A 26,736-nucleotide genomic window follows, 5' to 3' on the forward strand; every position below is an offset into this window, starting at 1 on the left:
GCATTTGCAAAAATTGCCACTCCTATGGCTCCTGCACAATTTGCAATATCTGTCCAAGAAGCTTAAGTTGTTACTAATGGAATTTCAGTTTCATTAGCTATTTGAGGTACCTCATTCATTAGAGTTGGGAATAGTAAGTTATCTCCTTGAGCAATAACCTCAATACCTGATTCATTAGAAATCCACTCAGCAATCATTCCAGCTTCTTGTTCTACTAATTCCGCAGGCATTTTATCAATTGCAATTAATAATTTGTAAGAATCACTGTTCTCTGATATGCCTAACTCGTTTAACTATTGGTCCTCATAACTATTTTCTAGTGCAGTCGCATTTGCACTCTCTAGACCAAGAGTAACACTACCTGCAAGTAATACTGAACAACAAGCAGTCATACAAATTTTCATAAAAACCATAAAAACTATATTCCTTCTTATATGTAATATAATTACATATATTATTATATTATATTATATTATATTTTTATATTATTTAAATAGAACTTAAATACTATTTTCCATTATTTCTCTTTTTGTGTAATCTATCTCTATCCCAATAAATTAGAAATAATGAACCTATTAAACTGATACTTAGTAAAACTATTAATAGTGTAGATTTATTAAAATAATTAATTAGTCCAATTAAGGAAGCCAAAGCTACTAACATATAAGAATAGGGTGCACCAAATGTTTTCAAAATAATTACCTCCTAATAAAAAAGTTTTATTAAATATACTAATTATTTTAAAATATGTAAAATGAAAGTAATTAAGCTGTTGTTTTCTATTTATAAAGGCTAAACTTAATCTCATCATGATTTAGAGATGATTATGCTTTTGACCTTCAAAGAGGAGATTGATGATGTTTAGAATCCTCAAAAATACATTAGGGAAAAGGAAAATATAGGGTGTCTGATACTAACATTCACAGGCTGTATAAGGGGCAGCTGAAGGAAACCACTCATACCGTACAAATCATTGCTGTATCAATGGTATTTAAAAAAATTCGTAAGTATAGAAGCAAGGGGACCCAGCTCTTTTTATAGCCTTTGACAGCCGTATAGTGGACTGTAATTCCATAGATATCTTCAATAAAAATCCCCATTAGATTATACCTAACAGGGAAGATAGTAACTGATCACTTATGTGTAGTTACAGCTTTATTCTTTTGTTGTAGCGCTTCATTTTTTTCAGCGAAGCGGTCGTTGTGGGAAGAAACGCCTGCCATTTTTGCTTCTGTAGGGTCAATGTATAATTTGGCGCTATTTACAGCGAGGACCGCGTCATTAAATGCTCCTGCAATCAGTCTTATTTTCCCTTCGTTCGTTACAATATCGCCTGCGCCAAAGATGCCGGGGATACTAGTGCACATTTTTGGTGTAACGGAAATGCCCCATTCTTCAGAAGCTAAGCCCCAATCCATAATGGCGCCACCAAAGTTTCGGTCAAACCCGTGATTGACAAGTACTTCGTCTACTTCAATATTTGTTGTATCATCTGCATGAACATGCTGTAATGTGACATGCTCGATTTTATTACCATTACCATGTAAACGAGAAACCGTGTAGGGAACGAAGGTTGTGACGATAGATTTCATGCGCGTTACAGAAGATTCAAAGGCACTAAAGTCATCACGTCTATGCACGACATACACTTCTTTGGCGATTGGAGCCATTTCAATAGCCCAATCTACAGCTGAGTCGCCTCCACCAGAGATGAGTACACGTTTATCTTTAAATCTATTTATGTTCGTTACTGTATAATGAAGATTGTTTAGTTCATAACGGTCAGCGCCTTCTACCGTTAATTTCTGAATGCGTGTAATGCCTCGTCCTGTAGCTAGAATAATCGTTTTTGTATAATGTTTCTCGCCGGTTTTTGCTGTTAAGACGAAAATGCCATCATCGCGTTTTTCCATGCCAACAATCTCTTGGCCAAAGACGATTGTTGGATTAAATGTCGTCGCTTGCTTGATTAAGGAATGAATGATTTCTTCACATCGAACAGGCTCAATACCACCGACATCCCAAACTAATTTCTCGGGATAGGTACGCATAAATCCACCTAGTTCATGCTTTACTTCGATAATTTTTGTTTTCATTTCACGCATGCCACTGTAAAAGGCAGCATACATGCCTGCTGGGCCTCCACCGATAATAATTACATCATAAATCTCTTGTTGCATTTAAGGCACCAACCTTTCAACTAAATAATCAAGGAAAAGTGGAGAGCCAACTAAACCTTCACCTACAACATAATCAGCTGTTTTTAATGGGTAAACATTGCCTGCCTTTACGGCATCCATTCCTCGCCACATTGGGCTATTCTCTAAATCCTTCATGGATTGTTCACTACTATAATTTTGCATTTGCCGTTGTTCGACAAAAATATGGTCTGCGTCAATCTCAGGTAAAACTTCTAAGGAAATAGGCGTGAACCAATCATGATGATCCTTCAGCTTAGTTGGAATACTTAATCCAAGTTGTGTATATAACATGTCACTACCAGGACTACCCTTTTCAGTGCCTAACACACGATATTGATTTTGTTCTACACGCAATACAAGAATTTTTTCGTCACCTATAGCCTGATGTAGTTTCTCTTTCGTATCTGCTATTTTGTCTCTATACTTCTGTAGAGCAAGCTCTGCTTCTTTTTCTTTATTGAACAGTTCACCAAGCACAGGTACATATTCATCTATTGCAACACCGGCTTCAACAGCTACCGTAGGGGCAATTTTACTTAATGCTTCATATTTTTTAGCATCAATAGCTGCGCCTTGAGCAATAATGACATCTGGTGCTGCTTGAAGAATAACTTCTAAATTGTCTTCATATTGCACAGTTGGAATAATTTTAACATGGTTGTCATCGAATAATTTAAAGCGGTATTCAGGTTCAATTTCTTCAACGACTGTCACCATTTGAGGCGTTACACCGATTTCAATTAGGTTTTCAGCATAGTTAGAACTAAGAACTAATATATTTTTAGGCTCGTTTGGGATAGTGACATCACCGTAGGCATCTTTTATAACACGTGTTGTAGGCTCGCTTTTTTCTTTTGGATCCTTTTCTTCATTTCCGCTTTCTTTGTTAGTACTTGAGCAAGCAACTAAAGCTAAAGCAACTAGTATAAGAAGTATATAGGGCGTCATTTTTTTCATGGATTATTGCTCCTTTTTATTTGATAATGATTATCACTATCAAATAATAACAGGTAATGTTAAACCCTACTATGGCGTAAAGTGCCTTAAAAATTGGATTATTGTGTTCTAGAGCAAAAACTCCCTAAAATCGCTTGTTCAATCTGTTGCATAATCTCCCTTTTGCCAAATACACTACAATTGTTAATCCATAAACCAGTATCCACATAAAAAACACGGTTATTTTTCACCGCATCTAAATTTGCCCACTGCTCACTATTTTGTAAAGTAGCTAGGCTTAAGTCGGCGGTATAATAGTTCATTATGCGTTTTTCAATAAATAAATATGTAGGATTGGCAGCCACTAATTGTTGTAAGGAACATATGTTGAAACTGTTTGCATTTGCACGCAATCCTTCAGGTATTTGCAAGCCCAGCTCCTGATATAAAAGAATAGCCGAGTCACTAGAAGATTCACCGAGATAGCGGTAACCTAGCTCCTCCACACGTAAGTATAGGATAGTAGCATCTTTTACTATATGATGTTGTATTTTATTTTTTAGAACCTCTACATATGTTGTAAGTTCGCGAATGATTTGTGCAGCTTCCTTCTCTTTGTGGAACAATTTACCAAAATAGCGGATGAGTGAATGTAAATCATAGGTTAGTCCAGTGATAACAGGGGCGATAGTTTGGAACTGCTGTTTTGTCTCCTCTGTTAAGTCGACACCGATAATTAAATCGGGTTGTTGTTGTACAATTATGTCCTGTTGAATCACATATTGAGGCATTTCTAAAATGGTTGTACCGACTTCCTGAAAAAGAAGTTGTTGATACTTTGGAGTTAGGGCGTTAGTCACAGTAACACAATTAGGTACAACACCTAATGCTATCGCAATTTCTGCATGTGCAGGTGAGAGAAAGCAAACACGATATTCACTAATGGTCTTTTTGTATTGCTTAGGTGGGCGACCAACAATACGTTTAAACTGTCGGCTAAAGTTTTGCACATCATCAAAGCCCACTTTTTTTGCGATATTTTGTGATAAATCATCTGTTGTTAATAGCATTTCCTGTGCGCGGAAAATACGATAACTAATTAAATAAGCTATCGGTGTCTTATCATATAACTCAATGAATTTTCTTGAATAATACCATGGACTATATCCAGCGATAGCTGCCAATTCATCTCTTGTCATCATTTGATTATACTTCTTTTGCATATAAATAACGGTATGTTTCATTCTTTGTTCCAGCGTGTATTCATCTATTGGTCTCTCTTGTTGTAATTCTTTCAACAAGCTGTATAAAATAAATTGTTTAATAGTGACATGGAGATGATCTATATTTATAGCGAGCGATATACGAATATCTGCGATGACCGTTTCAGGCACTCGGTGAATATAGTAACCATTTGTTGTATCGATAGACCAATTACAGGTTGATTTGACTTCTGTATCATATAGCTCAAAGCTAATTAAATAGCCCGAAAAATCAAGTCGATTTGTATGTGTAAGTTGGATAACGGCATCATTTTCAAGGGCGATTAAATGCCCAAATACAATATGCTCATTGTGACCATTAATAGATAGAGTGGTTTGGCCATCCGTAATCAATAAGAGAGCCGCACGATCAAGATGTATCGTCGAATTTTGAAATAATGATTGGGCTAAATCTTTTATTTCTGTGCAATGTGCCAGCCAATTAGGATTAGAATCAAGCATTTATGTACTCCTTTAGTTTGTTGTGATAAAAGTATACTACGGAATGTCACAACAAACGTCATAAAACGGTAAGTGAAAACACCTCTCTGGTTAAGGAGGTGTTTTTATGAGAGGTATAGAAGGGGCATTAATGGTTGTGGTTAATACTTTAAAATAATAATAATATTTTTCAATTTTTTCATTTTGTACATCATTGTAAAGCCTCAATAGAATCTGCATCGTGTGATTGTAAACACCATCAGCATAATTTTCCGTTTGTGTATAAGGTATTTCTTCATAAATAGGAGATAGAGATCAAGCGTGTGCAAAAACTTATTTTTGTTCTAACGTCTAGATACTTTTTCGTTAATTGGCACTCATTTCTGAGTCTGAACAAAAATGCAGAAATTTGTTTTTATTAAACACTAACTAGTAAACAGTATATATGTACATAAGCTGAGTGGTGCTATTTTTATACTAAGTGTCTATACTGTTTAACCAATCAAATGTAAAATAAGTGATTCTTATGTATGTAATATATAGATTTATCGAAAAAGGGACTTAACTAAACTTAACAGCTTGTATTCCTATCAATATTGTTTGCGGTATTATCGTTCTTTCTTTCTTCTTGTTAGAAGTAATTGGTATAGAAAAATGATGGCCAAAAAAATTACTCCAAATAAATAAAACCAAAATATGGTTGTTTTTTCTCCCCAGTGAATACTTACTTGGCGTAAAAGAGTAATAAATAAGATTAGTAACGGGATAAGTATAGCTTTCCTATTAATCAAAATTGTTCACCACCTCTAATTTCCAATTTATGTTTCTGTATGTCTATCCAAATTTGAAACATTTTTTCAAATCTTAGCCCAAGTAAATGAAATCCCCAAAAAGCAAAGTGTTTCGCCATTTCAAACAAATGTCTATAACACAGATTACTAAAAGGGGATGATACAAATAAAAATTTAAATTCAATTACTTAGAACTATGTAATTAAATTATTAAATTATAATCAAAAAGTCAAAACTAAATTTATTTTAGTTAGTCGCTACCTAACCATACTCCAACTACCCCACCTACTACGGCACCAGCAGCAATTCCCCAAGGTCCACCAAGTCTACCCACTTGAGCCCCTTTTTTTGCTCCTTGTACTAAAGCAACACCTGTCGCGCCAAGACCTGCACCTGTAGAAAAATTAAGAACAGAAGATGCAGCGCCTCCTCCACTAATCTGTAACTCATCATTAGACAATTCAATTAAATTTGCATCAAAACAATAGTCTCTCATGTATCGTGCTCTCCTTTACATTTATTTTTTATCAATCGCATACCCAATAATATAAGCAACAGCTCCGTAATGAGCTCCTACTACTGCTCCTGCCGGACCACCAACAAGGCCACCAACAGTCGCAAACCCTGCAGAAGTCTGAATTGTATTCCAGATTTCATTCTTCAGGCCACCGCCATCTATTTCGATTAACTCTGCTTCAGATAATTCGTTCATCCCTAACATATGTATTCACCACCTTTCTAGTAATCGGTATCAAATTAACATATACGTTTAAACATATATTATTTTTTTTGGGTTATATTTACAACTGTGTAATTCCGCAAAGTATCAATTGCGTAATCACACAGTTGATTACAGAATGTAGCTCTATTTAGGGGGAATTAACACCAATTTATTAGCATTCTTTATGTAATTTTTACCTAAATTTCGATTACCTATTTTAGAAATATAGCAAAATATTAAAAGCGATAACAAAATTTTACTATTCCATTTTGTTGTTAGACGTTTATAATGAAATGTAAATATTTTAAAAGTGGGTGATGGGTGGATTTGCTGTATCAAAACAAAATATTTAAAGAAATGAAAGAATTAGTTTTATCGGAAGATTTCCATGAGTCTTTCAGAACTAACATTTTAAATTATATTGATGAAAAAAAAGATTCTCATATGATTTTTGGGCATCTCTGTATGATTCACTATCAAGAATTTGCCCAAGATGATAACTTGGAAATTATAAAGATAGCCGCCGCTATTGAACTAATAATTTTAAGCTTTGATATAATAGATGATTTACAAGACAATGATTCAGATTATATCTGGTGCAATGAACCTGCTTTTGCTATGAATGCAACTTTAGCCATGATTTTTTTAGCTATAAAGCTGATAAGTGAAAGTTCCTTTACTCATAAACAAATAGCTATAGGTGTTTTAAACGATTTTGTCTTAAGAAGTATTAACGGACAACACTTAGATCTATTAAATAATTGTAGAGTTGAAGAAAGCTATACAGAAATGATTACTTTAAAATCTGGATCATTGACTGCCTTAAGTAGTCAGTTAGGCACGGTTCTAGCGTTAGGTAAATATGAACCCTGTGTAGAAGAGTATTCAAGTTATATAGGTGTTATTCAACAAATAAAAAATGATATTGAGGATTTAAACATGTGGAATAAGAAAAATGATTTGCTAAATAAAAAATTTTCCATACCTATTATTTTTTTATTTGAACAAAGTGAGGAGTATTCAAAAATTTTAACAGATTATTATTCAGGTACTACGGCATACTTAGATAATCAAATTTTTGAAGATGCTTTGATGAATAACGGAGCTATCCATTATACCGTTGCATTAAAAAATACATTTAAATTTAAAGCACTAGATTTATTAAAGATAATGCCATTTAGCAGAAAAAGTAGGCTATATTTAGAGAAATTGATGGAATGAGGGTTGTAATTTGAGAAAATTAATTCAGTATTTATTAGAAAATCCTAGTTTAATTGTTTCCTTAAAAGAAAACAAATTGTCATTATTAGGTGTTACAACACGAGAGCAACAGGCTATTTTGGAAGCATTTAATGAGCCTATCTATTTTAGAGGGCTTGGATGGCGCGGGGCAGTGGATGAAGATAAAATATAGTGCCTTTTTATTTACGATTATTAGCTATACATTAGTGATCGTATATATGTTATCTATCAGTTTCAGATATCCGTTGATCGGCATTGAAGTAGAAAGAGTACATAATGGTTGGGTCATAAAGAATTTTACCTATCCTGAGTGGGCAAACCTCAATGATGTAGAAAAAGGGGAAACTATTTTAGAGGTAGATAATAAAGAAATAGAAACAGGAAAAGACACCAAAGAATATATGATAAGAAGTGCAAATAGTATCTTGTTAGAAGATTCACAGGGTAATTTAAAGACTATACAAATTAAGTATTCAGAGTTGCCATATCAATTTATGCATGCTTTCATTATTCCATTAGTTTATTTCTTTATCAATTTAATGTTAAGTATTTATTTATATACATATAAAAGAAAAACCTTTCAATCTTTGGGCATCTTTATTTTATTTATACTGACAGTTTCATTGACTTATAGCAGTGTGGGAGCTTCTACTCGATTAGATAGTTTAGGCATATTTATAATAAGTAATGGTTTAATATTAAGCTTAATTTTATTAATTCATTTTTTATATAATTATCTTAAATCTTTAAGTATTCATTTCACTTTTATAGTGAATAAAATAGTCTTATATGGATTTACTTGTATTGTTGGTATATTGACACTATGTGAGATGGTTGATCCTTTGATAAGAACATTCAATACAATCCTAATTTTAGTTATATTTTGTGTTCTGATACTTTATGCTATTTTTATTATGGGTATGTCTTACATAAGATATCGTAAGCAACAATTTATGCTATTATTTTTATGTTTGATAGTACCATTCCTCCCGTTTGTACTTCTCTACGTTTTACCGATTCTTTTATTTAAACAATATATAATATCATCTTCGGTTTGCGCTTTGTTTTTATTAGTTATCCCTATTTCTTTACTACTTGTGCAATTTCCTGAGCGGTTGTTTGATTTAGATTATCAAATTTCAAAGATACGTAATTACAGTTTGTTTTCTTTAACTTTAGCAGCTTTAATATGTACAGGGATATATCTTACTATTGATATAAATATAGTAGATTTATTTTATATCTTTTTATTCGTTTTTGTATTACTAGGATTTGCACTATATTTTAAAGAAAAGATGGATTATGCGAATCGTAGGCTATTATATTCTCCTAAAGGAGATTATATTCATGTCGTACATAAAACCATAGAACGAATTATTAAAGTAACATCTGTTGAGGAATTATTAAATCGTTTTACTGAGGAACTATCAAAGCAATTAGCTGTTAGTGATATCAATATTTATATCTTAGTTGATGGCACAGTTATAAAAAATGATTTACCATCAGTCCCTGACTTTAACACTAATACAGTTGAAAAATTAAGTTTAGGGGAGATAAAAAAAATAGGTGATATTTATATAGGCTGTTTGCATCAAACATTCGATCAAAAATACATTCTTACTATTGAAGATAAAGGTAAAATTTATTTAAAACGAGAAGAATTGCTATGTCTAGAGCTGTTGATCATTTATATTAGTAATTTTATAGAAAATACGCAATTAGTAGAAGACTTATTTAAACAATTAGATAGTATACAAAAGCCAGGTAAACAGTATCCTTCATGGTTAAAGAAATTTGTTTGGATACAGCTTGAAAAAGAAAAATACCAGCTCGCTCAAGAGTTGCACGATACGATTTTACAAGAACAAATCCATCTAATTAGAGAGATAGATATGATTCATGGCAAGCAAGAACCAAAAGAAATACAAGAACTTATTCAACAACAACGTGAATATTTAGTCGAGCTTAATCAAAAATTACGTTATTATTGTGAAAAATTAAAGCCACCATTACTGGAAAGGCAAGGTTTACAGGTTGCACTAGATAAGTTATTCGCAGAGGTAGATCAGCGTGCGGATTTTGCTATGATTCTTGAAATTGAAGATATAGAAATAGAGAATGCTGAATTTCCTTTACTAATCTATCGAACAGTACAAGAACTGTTAAACAATGCGATAAAGCATGCACAAGCAACCTATGTGAAGATACAACTTAACTCGACATTAACTGGCTTTGAGTTAGTGTATTTGGATAATGGTGTAGGCTGCGATTTGTCCGAAAGTGAACGGAAAAATTCTATGGGACTCCAAGGAATAATAGAGCGTATTTATGCTTATAACGGTTTTATCCAAATTGAGTCAGCTCCTGATGAAGGAATGCATGTTCATATAAAAATAGAGGAAGGAGATTCTTATGATTAAACTACTTATAGTAGACGATCATCCCATGATTTTAGATGGAAGTAAAAAGCTTTTTAGTGAAGTAACAGACATTTTAATTGATACATTAAATGATGTAGAAAAATTCTCTAAAATTATTGAAGAAAAAGAGTATGATATTTTTTTAATTGACGTTAATCTCGGTGCTTGCAGTGGTCTAATGCTTGCTGAATTAGTGAAGGAGAAGTATCCATCCTCAATTGTAATTTTATATACAGGTGATAATATTAAAGATTACTATTCTTTAATTATTGAAAAGAAAATTAATAATGTGATTTCAAAAACAGCAATAAAAGACCAGATTTTAAAAACCATTTACGCAGCTATGAATAAGGAGATGTTACTTCCTGAAAATTTTATTGATTATGTCAATGATCGGTATTCAGGGAACTCTATCAAAAAAATATTACGCTTCAATAACAGAGAAAAAAGAATACTCGAGCTAGTAATGGAAGGATATACGAATCAGGCAATTGCGCTTGAACTGGGTGTAAAGCAACGGACAATTGAAAATAATTTATCTCAAATCTATATGCTGTTAAATGTTGGGACACGTGCCGAAGCGGTAATAAAAGCGAAGGAGATGAATTTAATTTAAAAATGGGGGGTAGTACAAAACAAATTTTGACTTTTAACTACTCTTCCTAATTAGATTAATTTTATAAAAGATAATAATTAATAATTAAATATAGAAGGAGGACTCCAATTATAAGATAATGAAGGAATCCTTCTTCTATAAACATAATCTTGATATGTAAAAAAAAATGTATTTATATACCATGAATCATTTTAGCAATAAAGATAATTTCTTATCATTTTTTTTCAGGTGGCCTAAGTTGATTGTAGAGCAACACAATAAACAAACATAAACTATTGAGTATTATTCGAAAAGTACCAGACTCAAAAATAATATAATTAATCCCGATAATGACAACTACTATGGCTACCGAAATGGCTGTCCGCCAGAATGTCTGCATTCACATCTTCCTTTAATATATTTTTTTGTATAACTTCCCTTTAATTATTTCATAATTCTATTCAACTTTTTAAATGTGTGATTCCGAAATTTAATTATATGGAATCATGTTTTCATTATGATTTTGCAGTGTAATTATATAAATAAATCGATTTACTAATTTAAGAAAGAGTAAAAGTTAATTTAAAAATAATAATTGAAGAAGCAATGTTATAGGTGAATGGATTAATCCAAAATAAGGCACATTGTGTGTTATTTAAAAATAATCCTAATTATAATAATCCAAATAAAAGAAGTAAATTATAATAGACTTTTCTACTAAAAAAAACCGATATTCTTAATTAAGAATATGAAATATTTTTAGGAAATAAAGATACAAATAAAGGACTAAACTCTTTAAAAGAATTTAGTCACAGAACCTAATCATAGATATTGGATTTTAAACAAAGGATTTTACTAGACATTTATAAAGGAGAATTTGTTTATAAATGTCCTCTCCAAATTTTTTAAATATCGGATTACTTTTTTATGGTAGAGGGGATATTCCTCCAATTAGTGCACCAGCACCAGCAAATCCCATAGTAGTATCTTTAATTATGGCTCTAGCCTTCTCACCATTCATGTTTCCTGTAGTATATCCTGCAATAACTGCAGCACTACCTCCTAGAAACCCTGCTCCTCCACCTAGCAATCCTCCGGCTATCCCTGAAACAAGCCCACCACCATTTATAGCCATTAATTCTTGTTCATTTAAAACATTCATGCACATAACTCCTTTTTAAATAATAAATTTTAAAAAATGCTGTTAATATTAATTAATCCAGCTTCCAAAAAAGCTTGGAAAATAATGTGAGAAACTTTGAAGCTTAAATAAGAGAGATTCATCGTTCGTAAAAGGTTTGTGTGGTAACTTACATTTTGTGATCGATCCTCTCTAATTAGCAGTCGTGTGATTATTATTTATCTAATTAATGAAGTGCGTCCCAAATTTTGCCGGCTATAATACCCCCAGCTACCGCACCAGTAACACCACCTGCGGTACCTTTTACAGGAGCATCTTTTATTGAACCAGATGATCCAACCCCAATAGCACCGCCAATAAGACCTCCTACTGTGGATCCGCCGCCTACCCATAATTCTTTCATAAAATCAGAGTATGCTCCTCCTCCATCAATACTTAACAATTCTTCAGATGATAAACATTTAAATGTTTTTTCCAAAACTAATACCTCACTCTCAATCTATTGTTTAAAGGCAAAAGATCTAAAATTTAAGTTAAATATCTGCCTATAAATAAACGGTATACTTTAATTTCAAATTATACAATTGCGTGTTTCCGCAATTGTATTTATGCGAAATCACGCAATTGTACTTATGTGTAACCTGACTAAAATAAATAATTAGAAATAGTATTCTGTTGGAGTATAAGTAGATGAAGGAAATTGCGTTATCACCTTCAATGTTTAATAAATGAAATTGAGGTATAAAGGTAGATGTTTAAAAAATATGTTTGTGTTAAACAATATGATCAAAAGGACTGCGGGGTTGCTTGTTTAGCGACCGTCTCTAAGCAGTATGGGTTGAAAATACCTATTTCCCAACTAAGAGAAGTAGCTGGGACAGATAAACAAGGGACTAATATACTAGGCTTGATAAAAGCAGCTGAAAAAATTGGATTTACTGCGAAGGCTGTAAAAGGGGATGTTACGAGTCTTTTTCAGGAAATTCCCTTACCAGCTATTGCGCATTGTATTATAGATGGCCAATTATTACATTATATAGTTATACATAAAATATCCCAAAAGGAAGTTATTGTTGCTGACCCTGCAAAAGGAATTGTGAAATATTCACCTGAAGAGTTCTTTAAAATATGGACAGGCGTTCTTGTACTACTCATACCATCAGTCAAATTTGAAAGAGGTGATGAAACACAAGGACTTTTAGCGCGTTTCATTCATTTGTTAAAACCGCAAAAATGGCTATTTTTCCAAATAATTATTAGTTCAATTTTATATACTATGCTTGGTATTGCAAGTGCATTTTATTTTCAATTATTAATAGACGATATTCTTGTTTTTAATTTAGAAAAGTCATTGCATATTATTTCTTTAGGGATACTTTTACTATATACATTCCAAATTATACTTGATGCATTTCGTAACTATCTTTTACTACATATAAGCCAGAAGCTTGATATTTCACTAATTCTAAGCTATTACAGTCACGTTTTAAACTTACCAATGAATTTTTTTAGTACAAGAAAAATAGGAGAAATTATTTCTCGACTAATTGATGCTTCTAAAGTTAGGCAGGCATTATCAGGAGCTACTTTATCAATTGTATTGGATACTGTAATGGTAATAGTTGGTGCAATTATATTGTATACCCAGAATGCGTTTTTATTTGGAATCACGCTGATTATGGTTCCGATTTATATTCTGATTGTATGGGTATTTAAAAAAGCCTATGAAAATATTAATCGTAGGGAGATGGAAGAAAATGCTCAATTAAATGCCTATCTTGTAGAATCGCTTAATGGAGTCGAAACTATTAAAGCTTATAATGCCGAAAAAGCAACAAAAGATGAACTTGAAAAACGCTTTATTAAATTTTTAAAAAGTACTTTTAAGCATGGGCTAATTGATAATTATCAAAACTCTTTGAAGAATTATTTAGGTCTAGTAAGTGGGACGGTCATATTATGGGTAGGATCATATCAAGTTCTAAAAGGAAATATGACAGCGGGGCAGTTAATAGCCTTTAATGCATTACTAGCCTACTTCTTAACGCCATTGCAAAACTTAGTTAACTTACAGCCAATGCTTCAATCCGCTATTGTTGCTTCTCAAAGATTAGGAGAAATACTTGATTTAGAAACTGAAGAAGAGAAGCATAAAGGAAAAAGAATGGTTCCTCAACATCTAAAAGGCGATATAGATATTAGAAAGGTTGATTTTAGGTATGGCACAAGAAGTCTAATCTTAAAAGATGTGAACCTTTCTATCGGTCAGGGGGAAAAGGTAGCATTTGTTGGCGAAAGTGGCTCCGGAAAGACAACTTTAGCAAAGCTTCTTTTAAATTTCTATCAGCCTGAAAAAGGTGAAATTTTAATTAATGGTAATAATCTACAGGATTTAGATTTTCACAAATTGCGTGAGAAGATTGCCTATGTTTCTCAAGAGAGTTTCTTTTTTAGCGGCACAATTGAAGAAAATTTATCATTGGGGACAGATAATGATGTGACACTTGAGGATATTGTGGATGCGGCAAAAATTGCGAAAGCTCATGATTTTATTAATACTCTACCTTTACGTTATAGTACGGTTCTTGAGGAAAATGCATCCAATTTATCAGGTGGACAACGTCAACGTCTTTCCATTACAAGAGCAATTTTAAAAAAACCGGATATTCTTATACTGGATGAGGCAACAAGTAACCTGGACTCCATCACTGAGAAAGACATTTCAGAGACCATCGATGACTATTGTTCTGGAGTTACCACAATTATTATAGCGCATAGATTAAGCACTATTAAGAAGTGCGACAAGATTTGTGTGATTGAACAGGGGCATATTATTGAAATAGGGACACATGAAGAATTACTGAATAGTAAAGGTAGGTATTATGAACTTTGGAGAAATCAAATTGCTGGTGCAAATGAACAAATAGAGTTAGTTACTAGTTAAAAGGTGATAGTAGATGAGAATAAAAATAAGTAATTTAAATGAGTTAACTGATAGTCGAGAGATTTTAGAATCCAAACCACATCCATTCGTATCAATCTTTATTTCTATTTTGGTAGTTATATTAATTTGTGCATTAGCTTGGAGTTACTTTGGTGAGATAGATACTGTTGCAAAAGCTAATGGCATCGTACGTCCAAATGAGAAAGTACATACAGCGCAGTCTCCAATAAATGGGAAAGTTCAAGGGCTATATCTAAAAGAGGGTCAAAAAGTAAGAGAAGGAGATTTACTATTTTCAATAGAACAAAAGGAAGTTTTAAAGGAGCTAGCGAATAGAAAAGCGGAATTAGGACAAATTGAGGTGGAGTTAAACCTTCTGAACAAATACAAGGTGAGCATTCAACAAAGAAAGAATCAATTTTCCAAATCAATAGAGAATGAATTTAAATATTTAAAATTGGTAGATCAATATATTGCGAATTATAAGCAGCTAGAAATAGACTTTCAAAGTAATTCTATTGATGTGGAACAGAAAAGAAATTCTTTAGAGCAATCTAGCCAAATGACTGATATTAAGATACGAGAAAATGAAAGAACTTTCAAAGATGAAAAAAATAAGTATGAGGTAGAAAAAGGGGGACTAGAAAATAAAATCAATCAAGTAAATGTTGATTTAGATAACGAGAGAAAACTAAAAAAATCAATAATTTCTAAACAAAATTATTTAGACCCAAGCGATTCAGTACGCAATTCTCGATTGGCTAATTATCAAAAAAAATTGGATCAATTAACTTTAATAATGAATGATAATGAAAAAATATATAACAGATCTTTAGAATTAGGTGAGCGTTTTGTTCCAAAGGCACAGATTGAAAACGAAAAAATGCAGTATGAAAACGCCTCTTTAGAATTAGAAAAATTTATTAATAACACAATCCTGGATATAGATACAAATATTAACACTTTAGAAAACCAACTAAAGCAAACGAAAACGGATATAGAAGGTTTGGATAAAGTAACAGATTTAATTATAAATAATGATGGACTAAATCTAGAAAAGCAACATTTAGCAGAGAGTATACAAGATATAGACAACCAAAAAGGCTTACTAAATGAGGGGGTACAAGTCACACTGAAAAAGTTTGAGCTAGATAAAGTTGTAGAAATAAATAGTCAAATTGAAGAGGCAGAGAAAAAGAAAAAAACTATACAAGAAAATATTGAGCAGCTAGAAATTTCTTCAAATAAAGGTGCAGTTAAAGCATCTACAAGTGGAACGATAAATGTTATTAAGGAAATTAATGTTGGAGAATTTCTTCAAGCTGGAGAACCAATTTTGTCTATAATTCCTGATCAAGAATCCCAATATAAAGTTACTTTAGCGGTGCCTAATCAAGAAATAGGTAAAATCAAAATAGGAGACAAGGTTAATTTTCACTTTTCAGCTTTTCCAAAACAAAATTTTGGTTATTTATCAGGAGAAATTTCTTCAATTAGTCCAGATTCAGTGACTGGTGAAAATGGCTTGAGTTATTATTCAGTGGAAGCATCTCTTACAACTAAAATACTTAGCAATAAAAAAGGAGAAAAAGGTGAAGTTAAGGTAGGTATGACAGTTGAAGCCTCTGTCATTGCAGATTCTAAAAAAATTCTACACTATCTTTTAGAGAAAGTTAATCTTATAGACTAGAGGTATAAAATATGGACTTAAAATTAATTGTACCTTGTTTTTTAGGCATTTTATTATGTGTTTTTTGCGTATCTACAGCAGCTCAAGCGAAAGAAACAGAAGATATAGAAACGATTACAATTGAAAAGGCAGTAGAATTAGCACTAAATAATCATGGGAATATAAAACTTTTAGAAACTAAAATTAAGGCGTTAAGTTCACAACACAAGAATATACAAGATGAATTAAAAGAGTTAGATAATATTCATAATCCAACTATAAGTTTACTTCCTACAAATCCTGAGTATTTTCTTCATCAGCATCCAGATTTTAACCAATTAGCAGAGGAAGAAAAAGAGGCGATTGGACAATTGATCGGTACACAAATTTTAATTAATACAACACTGAATCAATTATTAGAAGGTAAGGAGGTTATAAGAAATCAGGAACTACAAGAAAAGATAAAAGTGCAACGCGAAGAATTGAATAATGCTGCTAAAGTAATCGATGCTAATAAAAGTAAAAATTATATAGGGATTGAAAAAACTAGAGAGGCTATTAAACAATATATTTCTCAAAAGTATATTAGCCTTTTATTACTTGATGCTGAAATTAAGCAACTTAAGAAAGAATTATCGTATATTCATTCTGATATCGAAGATTTATGGATAATGGCAGAACACGGGTTAACGAGCAAAAAGGATGTTGAGAAAAAAGAGCGGGAAATTAAAAAATTAAACCAGCAGCTTGATGAAAAAGTAAGAGCCTTTCATTTTTATTTAGAGGAGCTGAAATTGGAGGTTGGGTTGCCTTATAATCGAATGCTTCAGCTGCAATCAATTGATAAAGAAATTAATAGATTACCAATAATGGAACTGGAAAGTAAAATGTATAAAATATTCAATGTTCGGGAATTAGAAGAGGATATTTTGTTAGCAGAGAAAAACTACACTAGTGCTGAGTCTAGTAAAACAAATTTAAAAGATTATTATTACCAAACATGGCAAGTAGCTAAATATGAAAAAGATAATCTAGTAAAGGAATTAAAAGTAAAAATCAAAAAGTTTTACTTTGAACAAGAAGAAATGTTTTTACAAATGAATAATTTGCAGGAAACTAAAGCGTCTTTAATTGCAGATAAAAAGGATTTACAAATACAATATAGTGCTGGAGTAATTACTAGTGCAGAGTTGGAAAGAATAGATAGAGATATTCAGCGTATTGAATCAGAAATTAATATATATAAATTCAATTATTATATTTTAAGCGAAAAGTATACACAGGCATTAAATGGATATTTTATGTAATTTTTAATAGTTTTTATGTTAGTTAAACCATTAAAAGTGAATTTAATTAAAATCGTATGAAGGTAAAATTATTTACCCTTATACGATTTTTTGGTTGCTGTAGTATTTTTCTTTTTATTAGTTTACAGATCAGGCTCTTTCTCTGAAAATGCATGAAGCATTTTTTTTATATCTTCAACTAAAGGCTGAGGTGCTTTTTGCACAGAGCCTGTATCAAATGGGGGCTGTGGATCATATTCCAGTATTAACTGAACTCCCATACTAAGGTCGTCACCAAATTCCCATGCAACTAGTTGTAGAGCCATATCAATACCAGAAGAGACGCCAGCTGCTGTGACCATTTTATTTTGGCGCACAACTCTTTCATCTGTTGGAATAGTTCCAAGGGATTGTAGGATATCAAAGGAACCCCAGTGACTAGTTGCCTTCATTCCTTTTAATAGACCTGCTGCACTTAAAATAAGAGAGCCATTGCACACAGCTGTTGTCCATTTGGTTGTTTGGTGTATGTTACGAATCCAATTGAGGGTTGTTTCATCATTCATTGGATTTTTGAAGTTAGGTGGACTACAGCCAGGAACAATAAGAATATCGGCAGAAGTTATGTCAGAAAAGCTATAGTCTGCATGTAAAAAGCCCATTTTTGAATCTAGTTTAATCATTCCTTTATCTTTAGCAATAAATTTCACATGACATTGCTGTGTAGCTGCAAATACCTCGTATGGACCAATTGCGTCCAAAGCTGTAATCCCATCGTAAAGTAAAATTGCTATTTCCAAAACTATCTCTCCTTTAAAACATATTAGGACCGAACCGTCCGGTCCGAAAGATAATCGTAAACGCAAATGCATTTTTTTTCAACAATATAATTATTACATTTTAGTGAAAACCAAGAGGTCTTGTATTTTAAACCTCTTGGTTCTTTGGTGCGTACTGTTGTAAAAGGTATGTGATCTGTTCAATACTATGATTCATATGATCGTTATTTAAAGCTAAACGACTAGACATGACAGCACCCTCTAAAGTAGAGAATAAAAAAGATGCTAGGGAAGGAGCATTTACATGCTGGCTAAATTCTTTGGCATGTATTCCTTCTTCAATGATTGATTGTAAAAAAAGTAGGGTTTCTTTATGTGCATTAGCAGCTAACTCATGTAGTTCTGGGAATCCATCATCACTTTCAATGGCTGTATTCAGTAGCGGACATCCACCATCAACTGGTGGGGTATGAACTGCATCTTGATAAACCTCAAACATAGCAATGATTTTATCTGTCGCTGTTATTTTAGACTTTATTGCATCAAAATAATGATCCCAAATAATCTTCATAGAATGGGTGAAGGAAGCAATGGCTATGTCATTTTTATTTTCAAAACGTCTATAAATGGCACCTTTAGGTAATGCCGTGGCAGTCATAATATCTTGAATAGAAGTTTGGTTGTAACCTTTTTTATTAAATAAACTTAGAGAAGTTTGGATAATAAGATCACGTATTTGATCTTCTTTATTCATTGAATTTCCTCCATTTTGCACAAAGATAAAATCAGTATAGCACAATGTTGAAAATGAAAAGTCTGTGTCTAGAAAAACATTAATAGTAAAGGCAAGGAGAGGATAGTTGTATTTAAATTGCGGTGTTTTTTGTCACAAGACGGGTTGAATTCTTGATGGCAAGGATATCCTACAATATAAATTTTTCATCGCATAGAGAAATTAAAATTATCTTGGGTATGCTCAAAAGAAAGTATGCGTGATTTGCGTCAATTTTAACTTACTATATGAGTTGCAGGATTTTTTTCTATTTTAAACAATATATTGAAATATTTATATGAAATTTTTGGTATAATTACATATAAATATATTAAGGAGTGTGCTCTATGAAAAAACTACTGATCATTACGAGTTATTTAGGCTTTTTTATATTAGGAGGTTTAACCTTTACCTACCTTTCAACGACAGAGGCAGCAAGCAGTTTGAAAAAGATCAATGTTTCTCAAGATACGATTCATTACTATGTAGATAAGGTTGAGAAAAAGCCAAAAGAGGGTCAATCTGGCTTTATTTATGAAGGAACTACTTATGTGCCGATGCGTTTTATTGCTGAGTCCTTAGGGAAAAAGGTGACATGGGATGGTAAATCAAAATCTGTTTATATTGGTGAGGCTCCAATCTTCATCTCTTTAAAAGATGTAAAGCCTATTGGGAGTGATGAAGATCATTTCTTCCATAACCCAAGCTCTATCGTTATTAGTACTGGAGAAAAGTTTGAACAATCCTATCAACTAGGTGGCTATCACGGCGGTGGGGCTGTACAAGATCATACAGTTGAATACATGGCTAATGGAAATTATAAATCATTTGAAACATACCTAGCGCCTGTTAAAAAGCTAGCGGCAGGTTCTTTCGGCATAGGCTATATGAAAATTTACGCAGATAATAAATTGATTTATGATAGCGGATCGATAAAAGATAAGATAAAGGTTAATGTAAATTTAGAAGGTGCTTCAAAAGTGAAGTTTGAAATTGAAGGCAGTGGTTTAGGTATAGTGGATCCTATATTTACTCGATAAGCTTAACATTAAAAGGCGATGACAAGAACGAGTGTCATCGTCTTATTTAATGGGATGAAATAACTATTCAGACATAATTAAAGTCAATACATTTTTGTAAATTTTTTCACATTTACGTATAAAATAGTTGGTTTATTTATGGTATAATTTCAAACGTTGTAGGTAAGGAAGTAGAAAAAGGGAGAGAAAATCTTATGATGAAAAAGATAATGAAACGTACAAGCGCTATTTTGCTTGGGGCTTCATTGATGCTGACAACGGTTGTACCTGTGATCCATGCGGAGGAGCAGTCACTACCTTTAACACCATCAATTAGCGAGTGGGCAATAGAAACATTAAATGAGGGAGAAAAATACGGAATCTTTCCAATGGAATGGTATTTCGATGGTTTCCTTCAAGAAATTTCGGTAGATAAAGTAAATGAATTATTAGCTTTAACAGAAAAGAAAATTGCTTCTCTAGGTTTAGATGAAAACAAACAATTTAAACCAGTGAGTGTGAAGAATGATAACACACGAGGGGATATTGTAAAACGTTTATATAATATTGTAGCGCGTTATGATTTACCGGTTGGTAAAGATCCTATTCAATTTATGAAAGAGCATCATATATTACAAGGCTCAGCAAACGGATTACAGTTGGAGAGCAAGGCAACGACTCAACAGGCTGTAATATTGGCTGTGCGTTTCATTCAGAGTACATATGCGCTAGCAGAGCAAGGATCGAACGGAGTAGCTTGGGTTGTTCAGGATGAGGATACACTTGTATACTTACTAGGTTCCATTCATCTAGGAACACCCGATTTATATCCATTCAATAACAAACTAGTAAAGGCATTCAATGAATCGGATGCACTATTAGTAGAGGCGAATATCCTGGATGCGGAAGCACTCGAATACTATGCAGAAAAAGCAATGTATACAGATGGCAAAACATTAAAAGATAATGTTGCACCAGAAACATATGCAAAGTTAGAACAAGTCGCAAAGCTTTACAATCTTCCAATGGAGGAACTAACAGTACAAAAGCCATGGATGCTTTCTAGTGCATTATCAATGCTGGCAATGGACGATTCCTTTGGAATGACGCCACAAGAAATGACAATGCACGGGATTGATATATACTTTTTATTGAACGCACAGTTGCAGCAAAAGCCAGTGATTGAATTAGAAGGTACAAGAGCGCAGGTAGATATGTTTGATGCATTGTCACCAGAGGCACAGGAGCAGTCATTAGTCGCTGTGCTGGATAATATCATCAATCCATCTGAAGAAAATCAATCCGAAATTCTTCAAGAATGGTTTACAAGCTGGCAGCAAGGGAATGTGGAAGAATTCGCAAAAAGCTTCCAAGCAATGGAGGGAACATCATCTGAGTTCAATGAAATGCTTTTCGGCTTACGTGACGAGCAAATGGCCAAGAAAATCATGAATGTTCTTGAAGAGAAAAAAGGGAAGTACTTTGTTGTAGTGGGATCAGGACATTTCCTAGTAGATAAAAACATTCGCTATCATTTGGAGCAAAACGGATACGATGTAAGCCCGTTTTACCAATAAAAATATAAAGGCAACCCAAAGCTATGAAATTAGCTAGGGTTGTCATTTTTAGTTGCACCGACAATCATCGCTAGCTATCATTATCTTAAGATATACTTTTTTTGTAAAATAACTACCGTAATCAGCGGAAATATGAAGGAACAGAAATTTCTAGACCCAATGATGTCGCTGCTTATTGCGGTCTACAAGCTAAAAACAGATGGTTTGATGTCCTATAATGGACCTCTCTAATGCCATCTGTTTTCATTTTGAGGTTTTTAATTGAATTACATAACAAGGAAGTTCTAAAAAAGATGAACCATTTCTAGTAGTCATTTGTTTATAAAGTAGAACAGTCAGAAAGGAGTGACTCAGATTGACAGAACGAGAATTATTTGATTCATACAATAAGGATGTATACCGTACCTGTTACTACATGCTAAGAAATGCACAAGATGCGGAAGATCTCTGCCATGATGTATTTGTCACCGTGTTCCGTCAGGATTGGAAAAGCATTGAGCATATACGTGCTTGGATTATGCGCATTGCGATGAACCAATGCTTAAACTTGTTAAAAAGAAAGCAAGCTCAATTGAAAAAACAAGGTCAGGTTCAACTTCTACATGAGCAGAATACGGCATTGGTTAAGTCTGTAGACACAATTGTAATGGAGAAGGTAGCTGTGGAGGAATGGGAGGAATTGCTCAAGCAGTTGCCAGAAAAGCTTATGGCCGTTGTTACTCTTCGTTTTATCGGTGAATTGTCGTTAGTAGAAATCGCAGAAACGTTAAAAATTCCTGTAGGTACAGTAAAGTCGAGGCTGCATAAAGCATTAAAAATAATACGCAAAAAATTGGAACAAAATCAAAATCTATGGTTGAAGGGAGAGAATCAATTTGGAACGCACTGAACAGAAGCTGAAAAAAGGTATGAAGGCAGATCATAATATGGTGTATCCTGATTTCGAACAAATGTGGAGCTCTATTGAACAAGATGAGTTAAAAATTACCGAAGGTGAAACGATTGAAAAACGGCCCCGCAGAAGAAAGAAATTCGCTTTGGTGGCTGGACTAGCTGTCGCGCTAATGGCCACGCCAGTTTATGCAGCCCTGAATTATGATTGGTCAAACATTCTTTCATATAGAGCTGGTATTCAATCGGCATTAGCGCAAGGTTTAGGCCAGACGATTGAGCAATCCATTACGAAGGACGGATTTACGTTAACGGTACACACAGCGTTTATTGATGATAATAGAACTTTCCTTCTATATAGTTTGAAGCCTGATGCCACTTGGGATGGAAATAATATTAGATTTGATCAAATTGGATTTGAAAACTTTGAGGGTGATTTGATTAAAGGGAATTATGTACATCAATGGAATGAAGATCTTGGTCTATTCCAAGGATATTTCGAGACAGACTGGGTTGCAGAGGATCAACTATCAGATATTAATTTTTCAATAAAGAATATTTATGCGATAGGTGATGAGGAGCAATCTATTAGTTATAATCCTAATGATTTTAATACGCAGCATTTCGCCATTCAAAAGGATGGAGTTGATAATGTCACATTACAAATATTTGAGCAACCAGAGGGAAAAGTAATGCTTCACTCGGCTGTTACGTTTACAGATTCAAACATGAAGGATAAATGGGTGCGTATCAAAGCAGTCAATGATAAGAACCAGCCTATTCAAGACGTGGGGACACCAGTCTTTGGAACACCAGGAGCTACAGGTGAATACTTTAGTCAGCAAATTTTCTCCTCAGAAAGTTTACGGGCGAAAGGGACACAGTTCAATCTAATATACGAACATACATTAAGTATTACAGAAAATACTTGGAGTATTGATATGAATTTGTCCAAGGAAAAATTAAAAAAAGGATCTTTTAAAAAAGTTGTTAATATTCCATTAGAAAATGCACCTGATGGAACAGTTATTCATGAAATGAAAGTTACACCAACACAAGTACGTTTAATACTGAAACATAAAGAGAAGTATGCACATATTCCTTACAAAGATTATCAGCTAAATATTGGGGGAGTACCTTTAGATGGAGGTAGGTGGGATGAAGAAAACGATCCTTATAAAACAGAGCTCCGTTTTGAACTGACAGGGGTAGATGTTTCCTCGTTGGTGGATAAAACAATGACATTGGTTGCTAAACATCGTGTTGATATAGTTGATGGTGATCTACAACCGATACGCTTAACTGATATAACAGAGAAACCTCAAAGTAAAACGTCGATGGTTGGAAAATATCCAATTACATGGACATACTACATGAAGGACAATAATCTTTATATTGAATCCTTTAGCTCGGATCCTACATTTGGCGGTGTCACTCAGACCTATTATCTTGATCATAAAGATCGAAACTATGGTATGCCAATATTTGCAGGTATACTTGGTGATAATAATAATAAGCAAATGGATGAATATAAAAATTTTAAGGAGAAAGAGCTTGATATTTATATTTATAATTATACAACGCAACAACCTGATGAAGAACTCCGTATACCTTTAATAATAGGAGAATAAGGATGCAAATTAACCCATCTATTTGGATAATCAAAACTCAAATAGATGGGGTTTTTTACTCATTATGTCCATAATTGCTTTACTTACAATAATATTTAATATATAATTAAGTTAACTTAACTAAATTATTAAATAGGAGAATCATTGTATGCCCTCTATCGAAAAACAAAAGTCCATTGCCTATAAATTGGGTATCGGGATTATTATTTTTTCACTTTCGTTGTGGTTAATTCCAATTATTACACCATTCACACCTATTCCTACGAAAGTAAAAGCAGGTATTATTCCAGGTAGCATCATTGTAGCTGAAATCTTATTTTGGTTGGGCGCTTTACTTGTCGGGAAAGAAGTAGCTAACAAATTTAAAAGCTATCTTAATCCTAAAAAATGGCGTGAAAAAGGTGATACTCAAAAAAATGAAGACTAACAATGTAGCAGAGCAAATTAATCATACAATTGAAGATATTTGGATTGTTCTTGAGAAAATGGAAAGAGACTATACTAAGTTCAATTTAAATAATCAGCAAGCGGTCCTTTTGGCATTAGTGATTCGTCATCCTTCCATTTCACCATCAGAAATAGCCGAGAAAATGACGATTACCAAAAGTGCCGTGAGCCAGCAGATAGCAAAGCTTGAAAAGGATGGCTATATTATAAAAAGGCAGCACGCCGATGATAAGCGTGGCTATTCGATTGAATTAGGTGAGAAAGGTTTGTTGTATAAGCAGGAAGGTGAAGCGTTTAATCAAGAAATCACTAAAAAATATCAAGCACATCTATCGGATGAGGAATTGGTGAATGTGTTAGAGGTACTAGAAAAATTAAAAAATGTACTTTTATAAAATTTTCTAAATAATTTGACATTTATTTCATTTTGTCTTATAGTATCCCTTAACATAAAAGGGGGAATACATATGACAATCAACTTTGTCGAATCGTGCACAACAAAACATCATCATAGTCAGTAGTCTTGCTATCATTATTATTTAATTAATATTGAATAGGAAGACTTTTTCTCATGTAATCGTATAAATAAAGCTGATGGAGAGCTTTATCGAATACGGTTTTTTTATTTGTCGAAAAATGAGGAGGCAAAAGTGATGAAAAAAATGGATTACCAAAATGTACGTGGTACACAAGATTATTTACTTGAGCAGGAGGTGACTCGTCGTGCTATTCGACGCACTTTAGAAGACACATTTATGGCTTATGGTTGTAAGCCGATTGAGACACCAATTCTTAATTATACGGAGTTGATGGCTTCTAAATATGCTGGTGGTGCTGAAATCTTACAGGAAATGTATACACTAACGGATAGAGGTGAGCGTGATTTGGCGTTACGCTATGACTTAACAATTCCATTTGCAAAGGTAGTAGCGATGAATCCCTCTATTACGATGCCATTTAAACGTTATGAAATTGGTAAAGTGTTTCGAGATGGGCCAATTAAGGCGGGACGTTTTCGTGAATTTACACAATGTGATGTAGATATTGTTGGGGTGACGTCACAAGCTGCTGAAGCGGAACTAATGATGATGGCGATAGATGCATTTGATAGGCTTAATCTCCAGATTAACATCCAATATAACAATCGCAAGCTTTTAGTTGGTTTACTGCAATTATTTGAAGTAGAGCAGCAACAAATGAATCAGGTTATTTTAATTTTAGATAAAATTGAGAAAATAGACCAAAAAAAAATGCTATCTGAATTGAGGGAATTGGGAATTTCTGAAAACAGCATGACTAAAATAAAGCAATTTTTAGAGGCGCGACCTGAAATTAATATGGCCTATTTTAATGAGTTCGCTAATCAAAACACCATTTTGCAGCAAGGTATACAGGAATTAGTGGAGCTAACAGCTTATTTAAATGCACTTGGATTAAATGAGAAATGTACGTTCAATCCATTTTTAGCACGAGGGCTTGAAATTTATACAGCAACAATTTATGAAATCTTCTTAGCAGATGGAACCATTCGTTCGAGTATTGGGAGTGGAGGACGTTATGATCAGACGATTGGTGGCCTTTTGGGGTCTGAGGAGCAATCGTATGCCACTGTGGGAATTTCTTTTGGATTAGACGTCATTTATACAGCCTTGGAGGTTATAGGGAGAATCGAACAAAACGTTCCGATTGTGGATATTTATATTATTCCCCTTGGAACAGAAAAGTCAGCGCTGAAGTTGGCAGCAGCATTGCGGCAACATGAATATAAGGTAGAAGTTGAGCTTAGTGGGAAAAAAGTAAAAAAGGCAATGGAGAAAGCGAATCGGGAAAATACACCACAGGTTATCGTCCTAGGAGAAGATGAGGTCACGCAAAATATGTATAAAATAAAAAATATGCAAAGCGGTAAGGAAGAAGTAATTGCATTTAAATTTTAAATTGAAAAGGCATGTAGTCATTCATTTGGCTATA

Annotated in this window: 25 protein-coding genes; 14 read left to right on the forward strand and 11 right to left on the reverse strand. The window is 33.3% G+C overall.

Annotated elements, in window-relative coordinates; translation table 11 throughout:
- Window positions 1-62: 62 nt before the first annotated feature.
- The 7 genes from KVT27_RS22055 to KVT27_RS22085 form a co-directional block, all read right to left on the reverse strand.
- Entirely contained in the window at window positions 63-230 is a 168-nt protein-coding gene (locus tag KVT27_RS22055; RefSeq protein ID WP_217581938.1) for a hypothetical protein, read from the reverse strand.
- Window positions 231-507: 277 nt separating this feature from the next.
- On the reverse strand, window positions 508-693 hold the full coding sequence (locus KVT27_RS22060) for a hypothetical protein (protein ID WP_217581939.1): 186 nt from the start codon (window positions 691-693) through the stop codon (window positions 508-510).
- 440 nt (window positions 694-1,133) lie between these two features.
- Window positions 1,134-2,180 carry an NAD(P)/FAD-dependent oxidoreductase gene (locus KVT27_RS22065; RefSeq protein ID WP_217581940.1) on the reverse strand — a complete coding sequence of 349 codons (1,047 nt, stop codon included), beginning with the start codon at window positions 2,178-2,180 and terminating at the stop codon, window positions 1,134-1,136.
- A complete protein-coding gene (locus KVT27_RS22070; protein ID WP_217581941.1) occupies window positions 2,181-3,158 on the reverse strand; it encodes an ABC transporter substrate-binding protein in 978 nt (325 codons plus the stop codon).
- Window positions 3,159-3,256: 98 nt separating this feature from the next.
- Window positions 3,257-4,861: an AraC family transcriptional regulator gene (locus KVT27_RS22075; RefSeq protein ID WP_217581942.1), complete on the reverse strand. Its 1,605-nt coding sequence runs from the start codon at window positions 4,859-4,861 to the stop codon at window positions 3,257-3,259.
- Between the two features lie 1,020 nt (window positions 4,862-5,881).
- Window positions 5,882-6,127, reverse strand: coding sequence for a hypothetical protein (locus KVT27_RS22080; RefSeq protein ID WP_036148086.1), 246 nt, complete (start codon window positions 6,125-6,127; stop codon window positions 5,882-5,884).
- 21 nt (window positions 6,128-6,148) lie between these two features.
- Window positions 6,149-6,352 carry a Blp family class II bacteriocin gene (locus KVT27_RS22085; RefSeq protein WP_237068846.1) on the reverse strand — a complete coding sequence of 68 codons (204 nt, stop codon included), beginning with the start codon at window positions 6,350-6,352 and terminating at the stop codon, window positions 6,149-6,151.
- Between the two features lie 357 nt (window positions 6,353-6,709).
- Between KVT27_RS22085 and KVT27_RS22090 the strand changes: the two genes are divergently transcribed.
- Genes KVT27_RS22090 through KVT27_RS22105 form a run of 4 tightly spaced genes read left to right on the forward strand, consistent with a single transcriptional unit; the run spans window position 6,710 to window position 10,630 of the window.
- Entirely contained in the window at window positions 6,710-7,573 is an 864-nt protein-coding gene (locus KVT27_RS22090; protein WP_052059838.1) for a polyprenyl synthetase family protein, read from the forward strand.
- A gap of 10 nt (window positions 7,574-7,583) precedes the next feature.
- Window positions 7,584-7,766, forward strand: coding sequence for a competence pheromone ComX (gene comX, locus KVT27_RS22095; protein ID WP_217581943.1), 183 nt, complete (start codon window positions 7,584-7,586; stop codon window positions 7,764-7,766).
- Window positions 7,750-10,014, forward strand: a complete 2,265-nt coding sequence (locus KVT27_RS22100) for a sensor histidine kinase (RefSeq protein ID WP_217581944.1) — start codon at window positions 7,750-7,752, stop codon at window positions 10,012-10,014. The genes comX and KVT27_RS22100 overlap by 17 nt, the downstream gene beginning before the upstream one ends.
- Window positions 10,007-10,630 carry a response regulator transcription factor gene (locus KVT27_RS22105; protein WP_036148080.1) on the forward strand — a complete coding sequence of 208 codons (624 nt, stop codon included), beginning with the start codon at window positions 10,007-10,009 and terminating at the stop codon, window positions 10,628-10,630. The genes KVT27_RS22100 and KVT27_RS22105 overlap by 8 nt, the downstream gene beginning before the upstream one ends.
- 904 nt (window positions 10,631-11,534) lie before the next feature.
- Here the strand turns inward: KVT27_RS22105 and KVT27_RS22110 are convergent.
- Together KVT27_RS22110 and KVT27_RS22115 are read right to left on the reverse strand one after the other, a co-directional pair.
- A complete protein-coding gene (locus KVT27_RS22110) occupies window positions 11,535-11,771 on the reverse strand; it encodes a hypothetical protein (RefSeq protein ID WP_036148078.1) in 237 nt (78 codons plus the stop codon).
- Window positions 11,772-11,976: 205 nt separating this feature from the next.
- The gene (locus KVT27_RS22115; RefSeq protein WP_036148077.1) at window positions 11,977-12,228 is read right to left on the reverse strand and encodes a hypothetical protein; all 252 of its coding nucleotides are present in this window, start codon (window positions 12,226-12,228) and stop codon (window positions 11,977-11,979) included.
- Window positions 12,229-12,501: 273 nt separating this feature from the next.
- On the opposite strand from KVT27_RS22115, the gene KVT27_RS22120 reads away from it, so the two are divergent.
- From KVT27_RS22120 to KVT27_RS22130, 3 genes are read left to right on the forward strand one after another with little or no spacing between them, the layout of a single operon-like run.
- Entirely contained in the window at window positions 12,502-14,694 is a 2,193-nt protein-coding gene (locus KVT27_RS22120; protein ID WP_217581945.1) for a peptidase domain-containing ABC transporter, read from the forward strand.
- Between the two features lie 13 nt (window positions 14,695-14,707).
- A complete protein-coding gene (locus KVT27_RS22125; RefSeq protein ID WP_217581946.1) occupies window positions 14,708-16,384 on the forward strand; it encodes a beta-barrel domain-containing protein in 1,677 nt (558 codons plus the stop codon).
- 11 nt (window positions 16,385-16,395) lie between these two features.
- Window positions 16,396-17,670, forward strand: a complete 1,275-nt coding sequence (locus KVT27_RS22130; RefSeq protein ID WP_217581947.1) for a coiled-coil domain-containing protein — start codon at window positions 16,396-16,398, stop codon at window positions 17,668-17,670.
- A gap of 122 nt (window positions 17,671-17,792) precedes the next feature.
- Here KVT27_RS22130 and KVT27_RS22135 read toward each other — a convergent pair whose 3' ends face one another.
- Together KVT27_RS22135 and KVT27_RS22140 are read right to left on the reverse strand one after the other, a co-directional pair.
- Window positions 17,793-18,449, reverse strand: coding sequence for a DJ-1/PfpI family protein (locus KVT27_RS22135; RefSeq protein ID WP_217581948.1), 657 nt, complete (start codon window positions 18,447-18,449; stop codon window positions 17,793-17,795).
- Between the two features lie 127 nt (window positions 18,450-18,576).
- On the reverse strand, window positions 18,577-19,182 hold the full coding sequence (locus tag KVT27_RS22140; protein ID WP_217581949.1) for a TetR/AcrR family transcriptional regulator: 606 nt from the start codon (window positions 19,180-19,182) through the stop codon (window positions 18,577-18,579).
- Between the two features lie 365 nt (window positions 19,183-19,547).
- On the opposite strand from KVT27_RS22140, the gene KVT27_RS22145 reads away from it, so the two are divergent.
- The 7 genes from KVT27_RS22145 to KVT27_RS22175 all read left to right on the forward strand — a co-directional run bounded on the left by KVT27_RS22145 (window position 19,548) and on the right by KVT27_RS22175 (window position 26,702).
- Window positions 19,548-20,240, forward strand: coding sequence for a stalk domain-containing protein (locus KVT27_RS22145; protein ID WP_217581950.1), 693 nt, complete (start codon window positions 19,548-19,550; stop codon window positions 20,238-20,240).
- A gap of 194 nt (window positions 20,241-20,434) precedes the next feature.
- Complete coding sequence (locus tag KVT27_RS22150) at window positions 20,435-21,796, forward strand: TraB/GumN family protein (RefSeq protein ID WP_217581951.1); 1,362 nt, start codon at window positions 20,435-20,437, stop codon at window positions 21,794-21,796.
- A gap of 355 nt (window positions 21,797-22,151) precedes the next feature.
- Window positions 22,152-22,685: an RNA polymerase sigma factor gene (locus KVT27_RS22155; protein WP_036121504.1), complete on the forward strand. Its 534-nt coding sequence runs from the start codon at window positions 22,152-22,154 to the stop codon at window positions 22,683-22,685.
- On the forward strand, window positions 22,672-24,318 hold the full coding sequence (locus KVT27_RS22160) for a DUF4179 domain-containing protein (RefSeq protein ID WP_217581952.1): 1,647 nt from the start codon (window positions 22,672-22,674) through the stop codon (window positions 24,316-24,318). Before KVT27_RS22155 ends, KVT27_RS22160 begins: the two co-directional genes overlap by 14 nt.
- Before the next feature lie 148 nt (window positions 24,319-24,466).
- Entirely contained in the window at window positions 24,467-24,745 is a 279-nt protein-coding gene (locus KVT27_RS22165) for a transporter suffix domain-containing protein (protein ID WP_031416684.1), read from the forward strand.
- Window positions 24,735-25,160 (forward strand): MarR family winged helix-turn-helix transcriptional regulator, encoded by a 426-nt coding sequence (locus tag KVT27_RS22170; RefSeq protein ID WP_217581953.1) that lies wholly within the window; start codon window positions 24,735-24,737, stop codon window positions 25,158-25,160. Before KVT27_RS22165 ends, KVT27_RS22170 begins: the two co-directional genes overlap by 11 nt.
- Window positions 25,161-25,418: 258 nt before the next feature.
- On the forward strand, window positions 25,419-26,702 hold the full coding sequence (locus KVT27_RS22175) for a histidine--tRNA ligase (RefSeq protein ID WP_217581954.1): 1,284 nt from the start codon (window positions 25,419-25,421) through the stop codon (window positions 26,700-26,702).
- Window positions 26,703-26,736 lie beyond the last annotated feature (34 nt).

The sequence above is a fragment of the Lysinibacillus sp. GbtcB16 genome (assembly GCF_019091145.1).
In the GTDB taxonomy this organism is placed as follows: domain Bacteria; phylum Bacillota; class Bacilli; order Bacillales_A; family Planococcaceae; genus Lysinibacillus; species Lysinibacillus fusiformis.

Excerpts from the sequence above, each read along its gene's own strand:
- KVT27_RS22080 (WP_036148086.1), bottom strand. The coding sequence starts at position 6,127 with ATGAGAGACTATTGTTTTGATGCAAATTTAATTGAATTGTCTAATGAT.
- KVT27_RS22100 (WP_217581944.1), top strand. The coding sequence starts at position 7,750 with ATGAAGATAAAATATAGTGCCTTTTTATTTACGATTATTAGCTATACA.
- KVT27_RS22130 (WP_217581947.1), top strand. The coding sequence starts at position 16,396 with ATGGACTTAAAATTAATTGTACCTTGTTTTTTAGGCATTTTATTATGT.
- KVT27_RS22175 (WP_217581954.1), top strand. The coding sequence starts at position 25,419 with ATGAAAAAAATGGATTACCAAAATGTACGTGGTACACAAGATTATTTA.
- KVT27_RS22125 (WP_217581946.1), top strand. The coding sequence starts at position 14,708 with ATGAGAATAAAAATAAGTAATTTAAATGAGTTAACTGATAGTCGAGAG.
- KVT27_RS22065 (WP_217581940.1), bottom strand. The coding sequence starts at position 2,180 with ATGCAACAAGAGATTTATGATGTAATTATTATCGGTGGAGGCCCAGCA.
- KVT27_RS22110 (WP_036148078.1), bottom strand. The coding sequence starts at position 11,771 with ATGAATGTTTTAAATGAACAAGAATTAATGGCTATAAATGGTGGTGGG.
- KVT27_RS22120 (WP_217581945.1), top strand. The coding sequence starts at position 12,502 with ATGTTTAAAAAATATGTTTGTGTTAAACAATATGATCAAAAGGACTGC.
- KVT27_RS22145 (WP_217581950.1), top strand. The coding sequence starts at position 19,548 with ATGAAAAAACTACTGATCATTACGAGTTATTTAGGCTTTTTTATATTA.
- KVT27_RS22055 (WP_217581938.1), bottom strand. The coding sequence starts at position 230 with ATGCCTGCGGAATTAGTAGAACAAGAAGCTGGAATGATTGCTGAGTGG.
- KVT27_RS22150 (WP_217581951.1), top strand. The coding sequence starts at position 20,435 with ATGATGAAAAAGATAATGAAACGTACAAGCGCTATTTTGCTTGGGGCT.
- KVT27_RS22105 (WP_036148080.1), top strand. The coding sequence starts at position 10,007 with ATGATTAAACTACTTATAGTAGACGATCATCCCATGATTTTAGATGGA.
- KVT27_RS22070 (WP_217581941.1), bottom strand. The coding sequence starts at position 3,158 with ATGAAAAAAATGACGCCCTATATACTTCTTATACTAGTTGCTTTAGCT.
- KVT27_RS22085 (WP_237068846.1), bottom strand. The coding sequence starts at position 6,352 with ATGTTAGGGATGAACGAATTATCTGAAGCAGAGTTAATCGAAATAGAT.
- KVT27_RS22165 (WP_031416684.1), top strand. The coding sequence starts at position 24,467 with ATGCCCTCTATCGAAAAACAAAAGTCCATTGCCTATAAATTGGGTATC.
- KVT27_RS22140 (WP_217581949.1), bottom strand. The coding sequence starts at position 19,182 with ATGAATAAAGAAGATCAAATACGTGATCTTATTATCCAAACTTCTCTA.
- KVT27_RS22075 (WP_217581942.1), bottom strand. The coding sequence starts at position 4,861 with ATGCTTGATTCTAATCCTAATTGGCTGGCACATTGCACAGAAATAAAA.
- KVT27_RS22090 (WP_052059838.1), top strand. The coding sequence starts at position 6,710 with ATGAAAGAATTAGTTTTATCGGAAGATTTCCATGAGTCTTTCAGAACT.
- KVT27_RS22170 (WP_217581953.1), top strand. The coding sequence starts at position 24,735 with ATGAAGACTAACAATGTAGCAGAGCAAATTAATCATACAATTGAAGAT.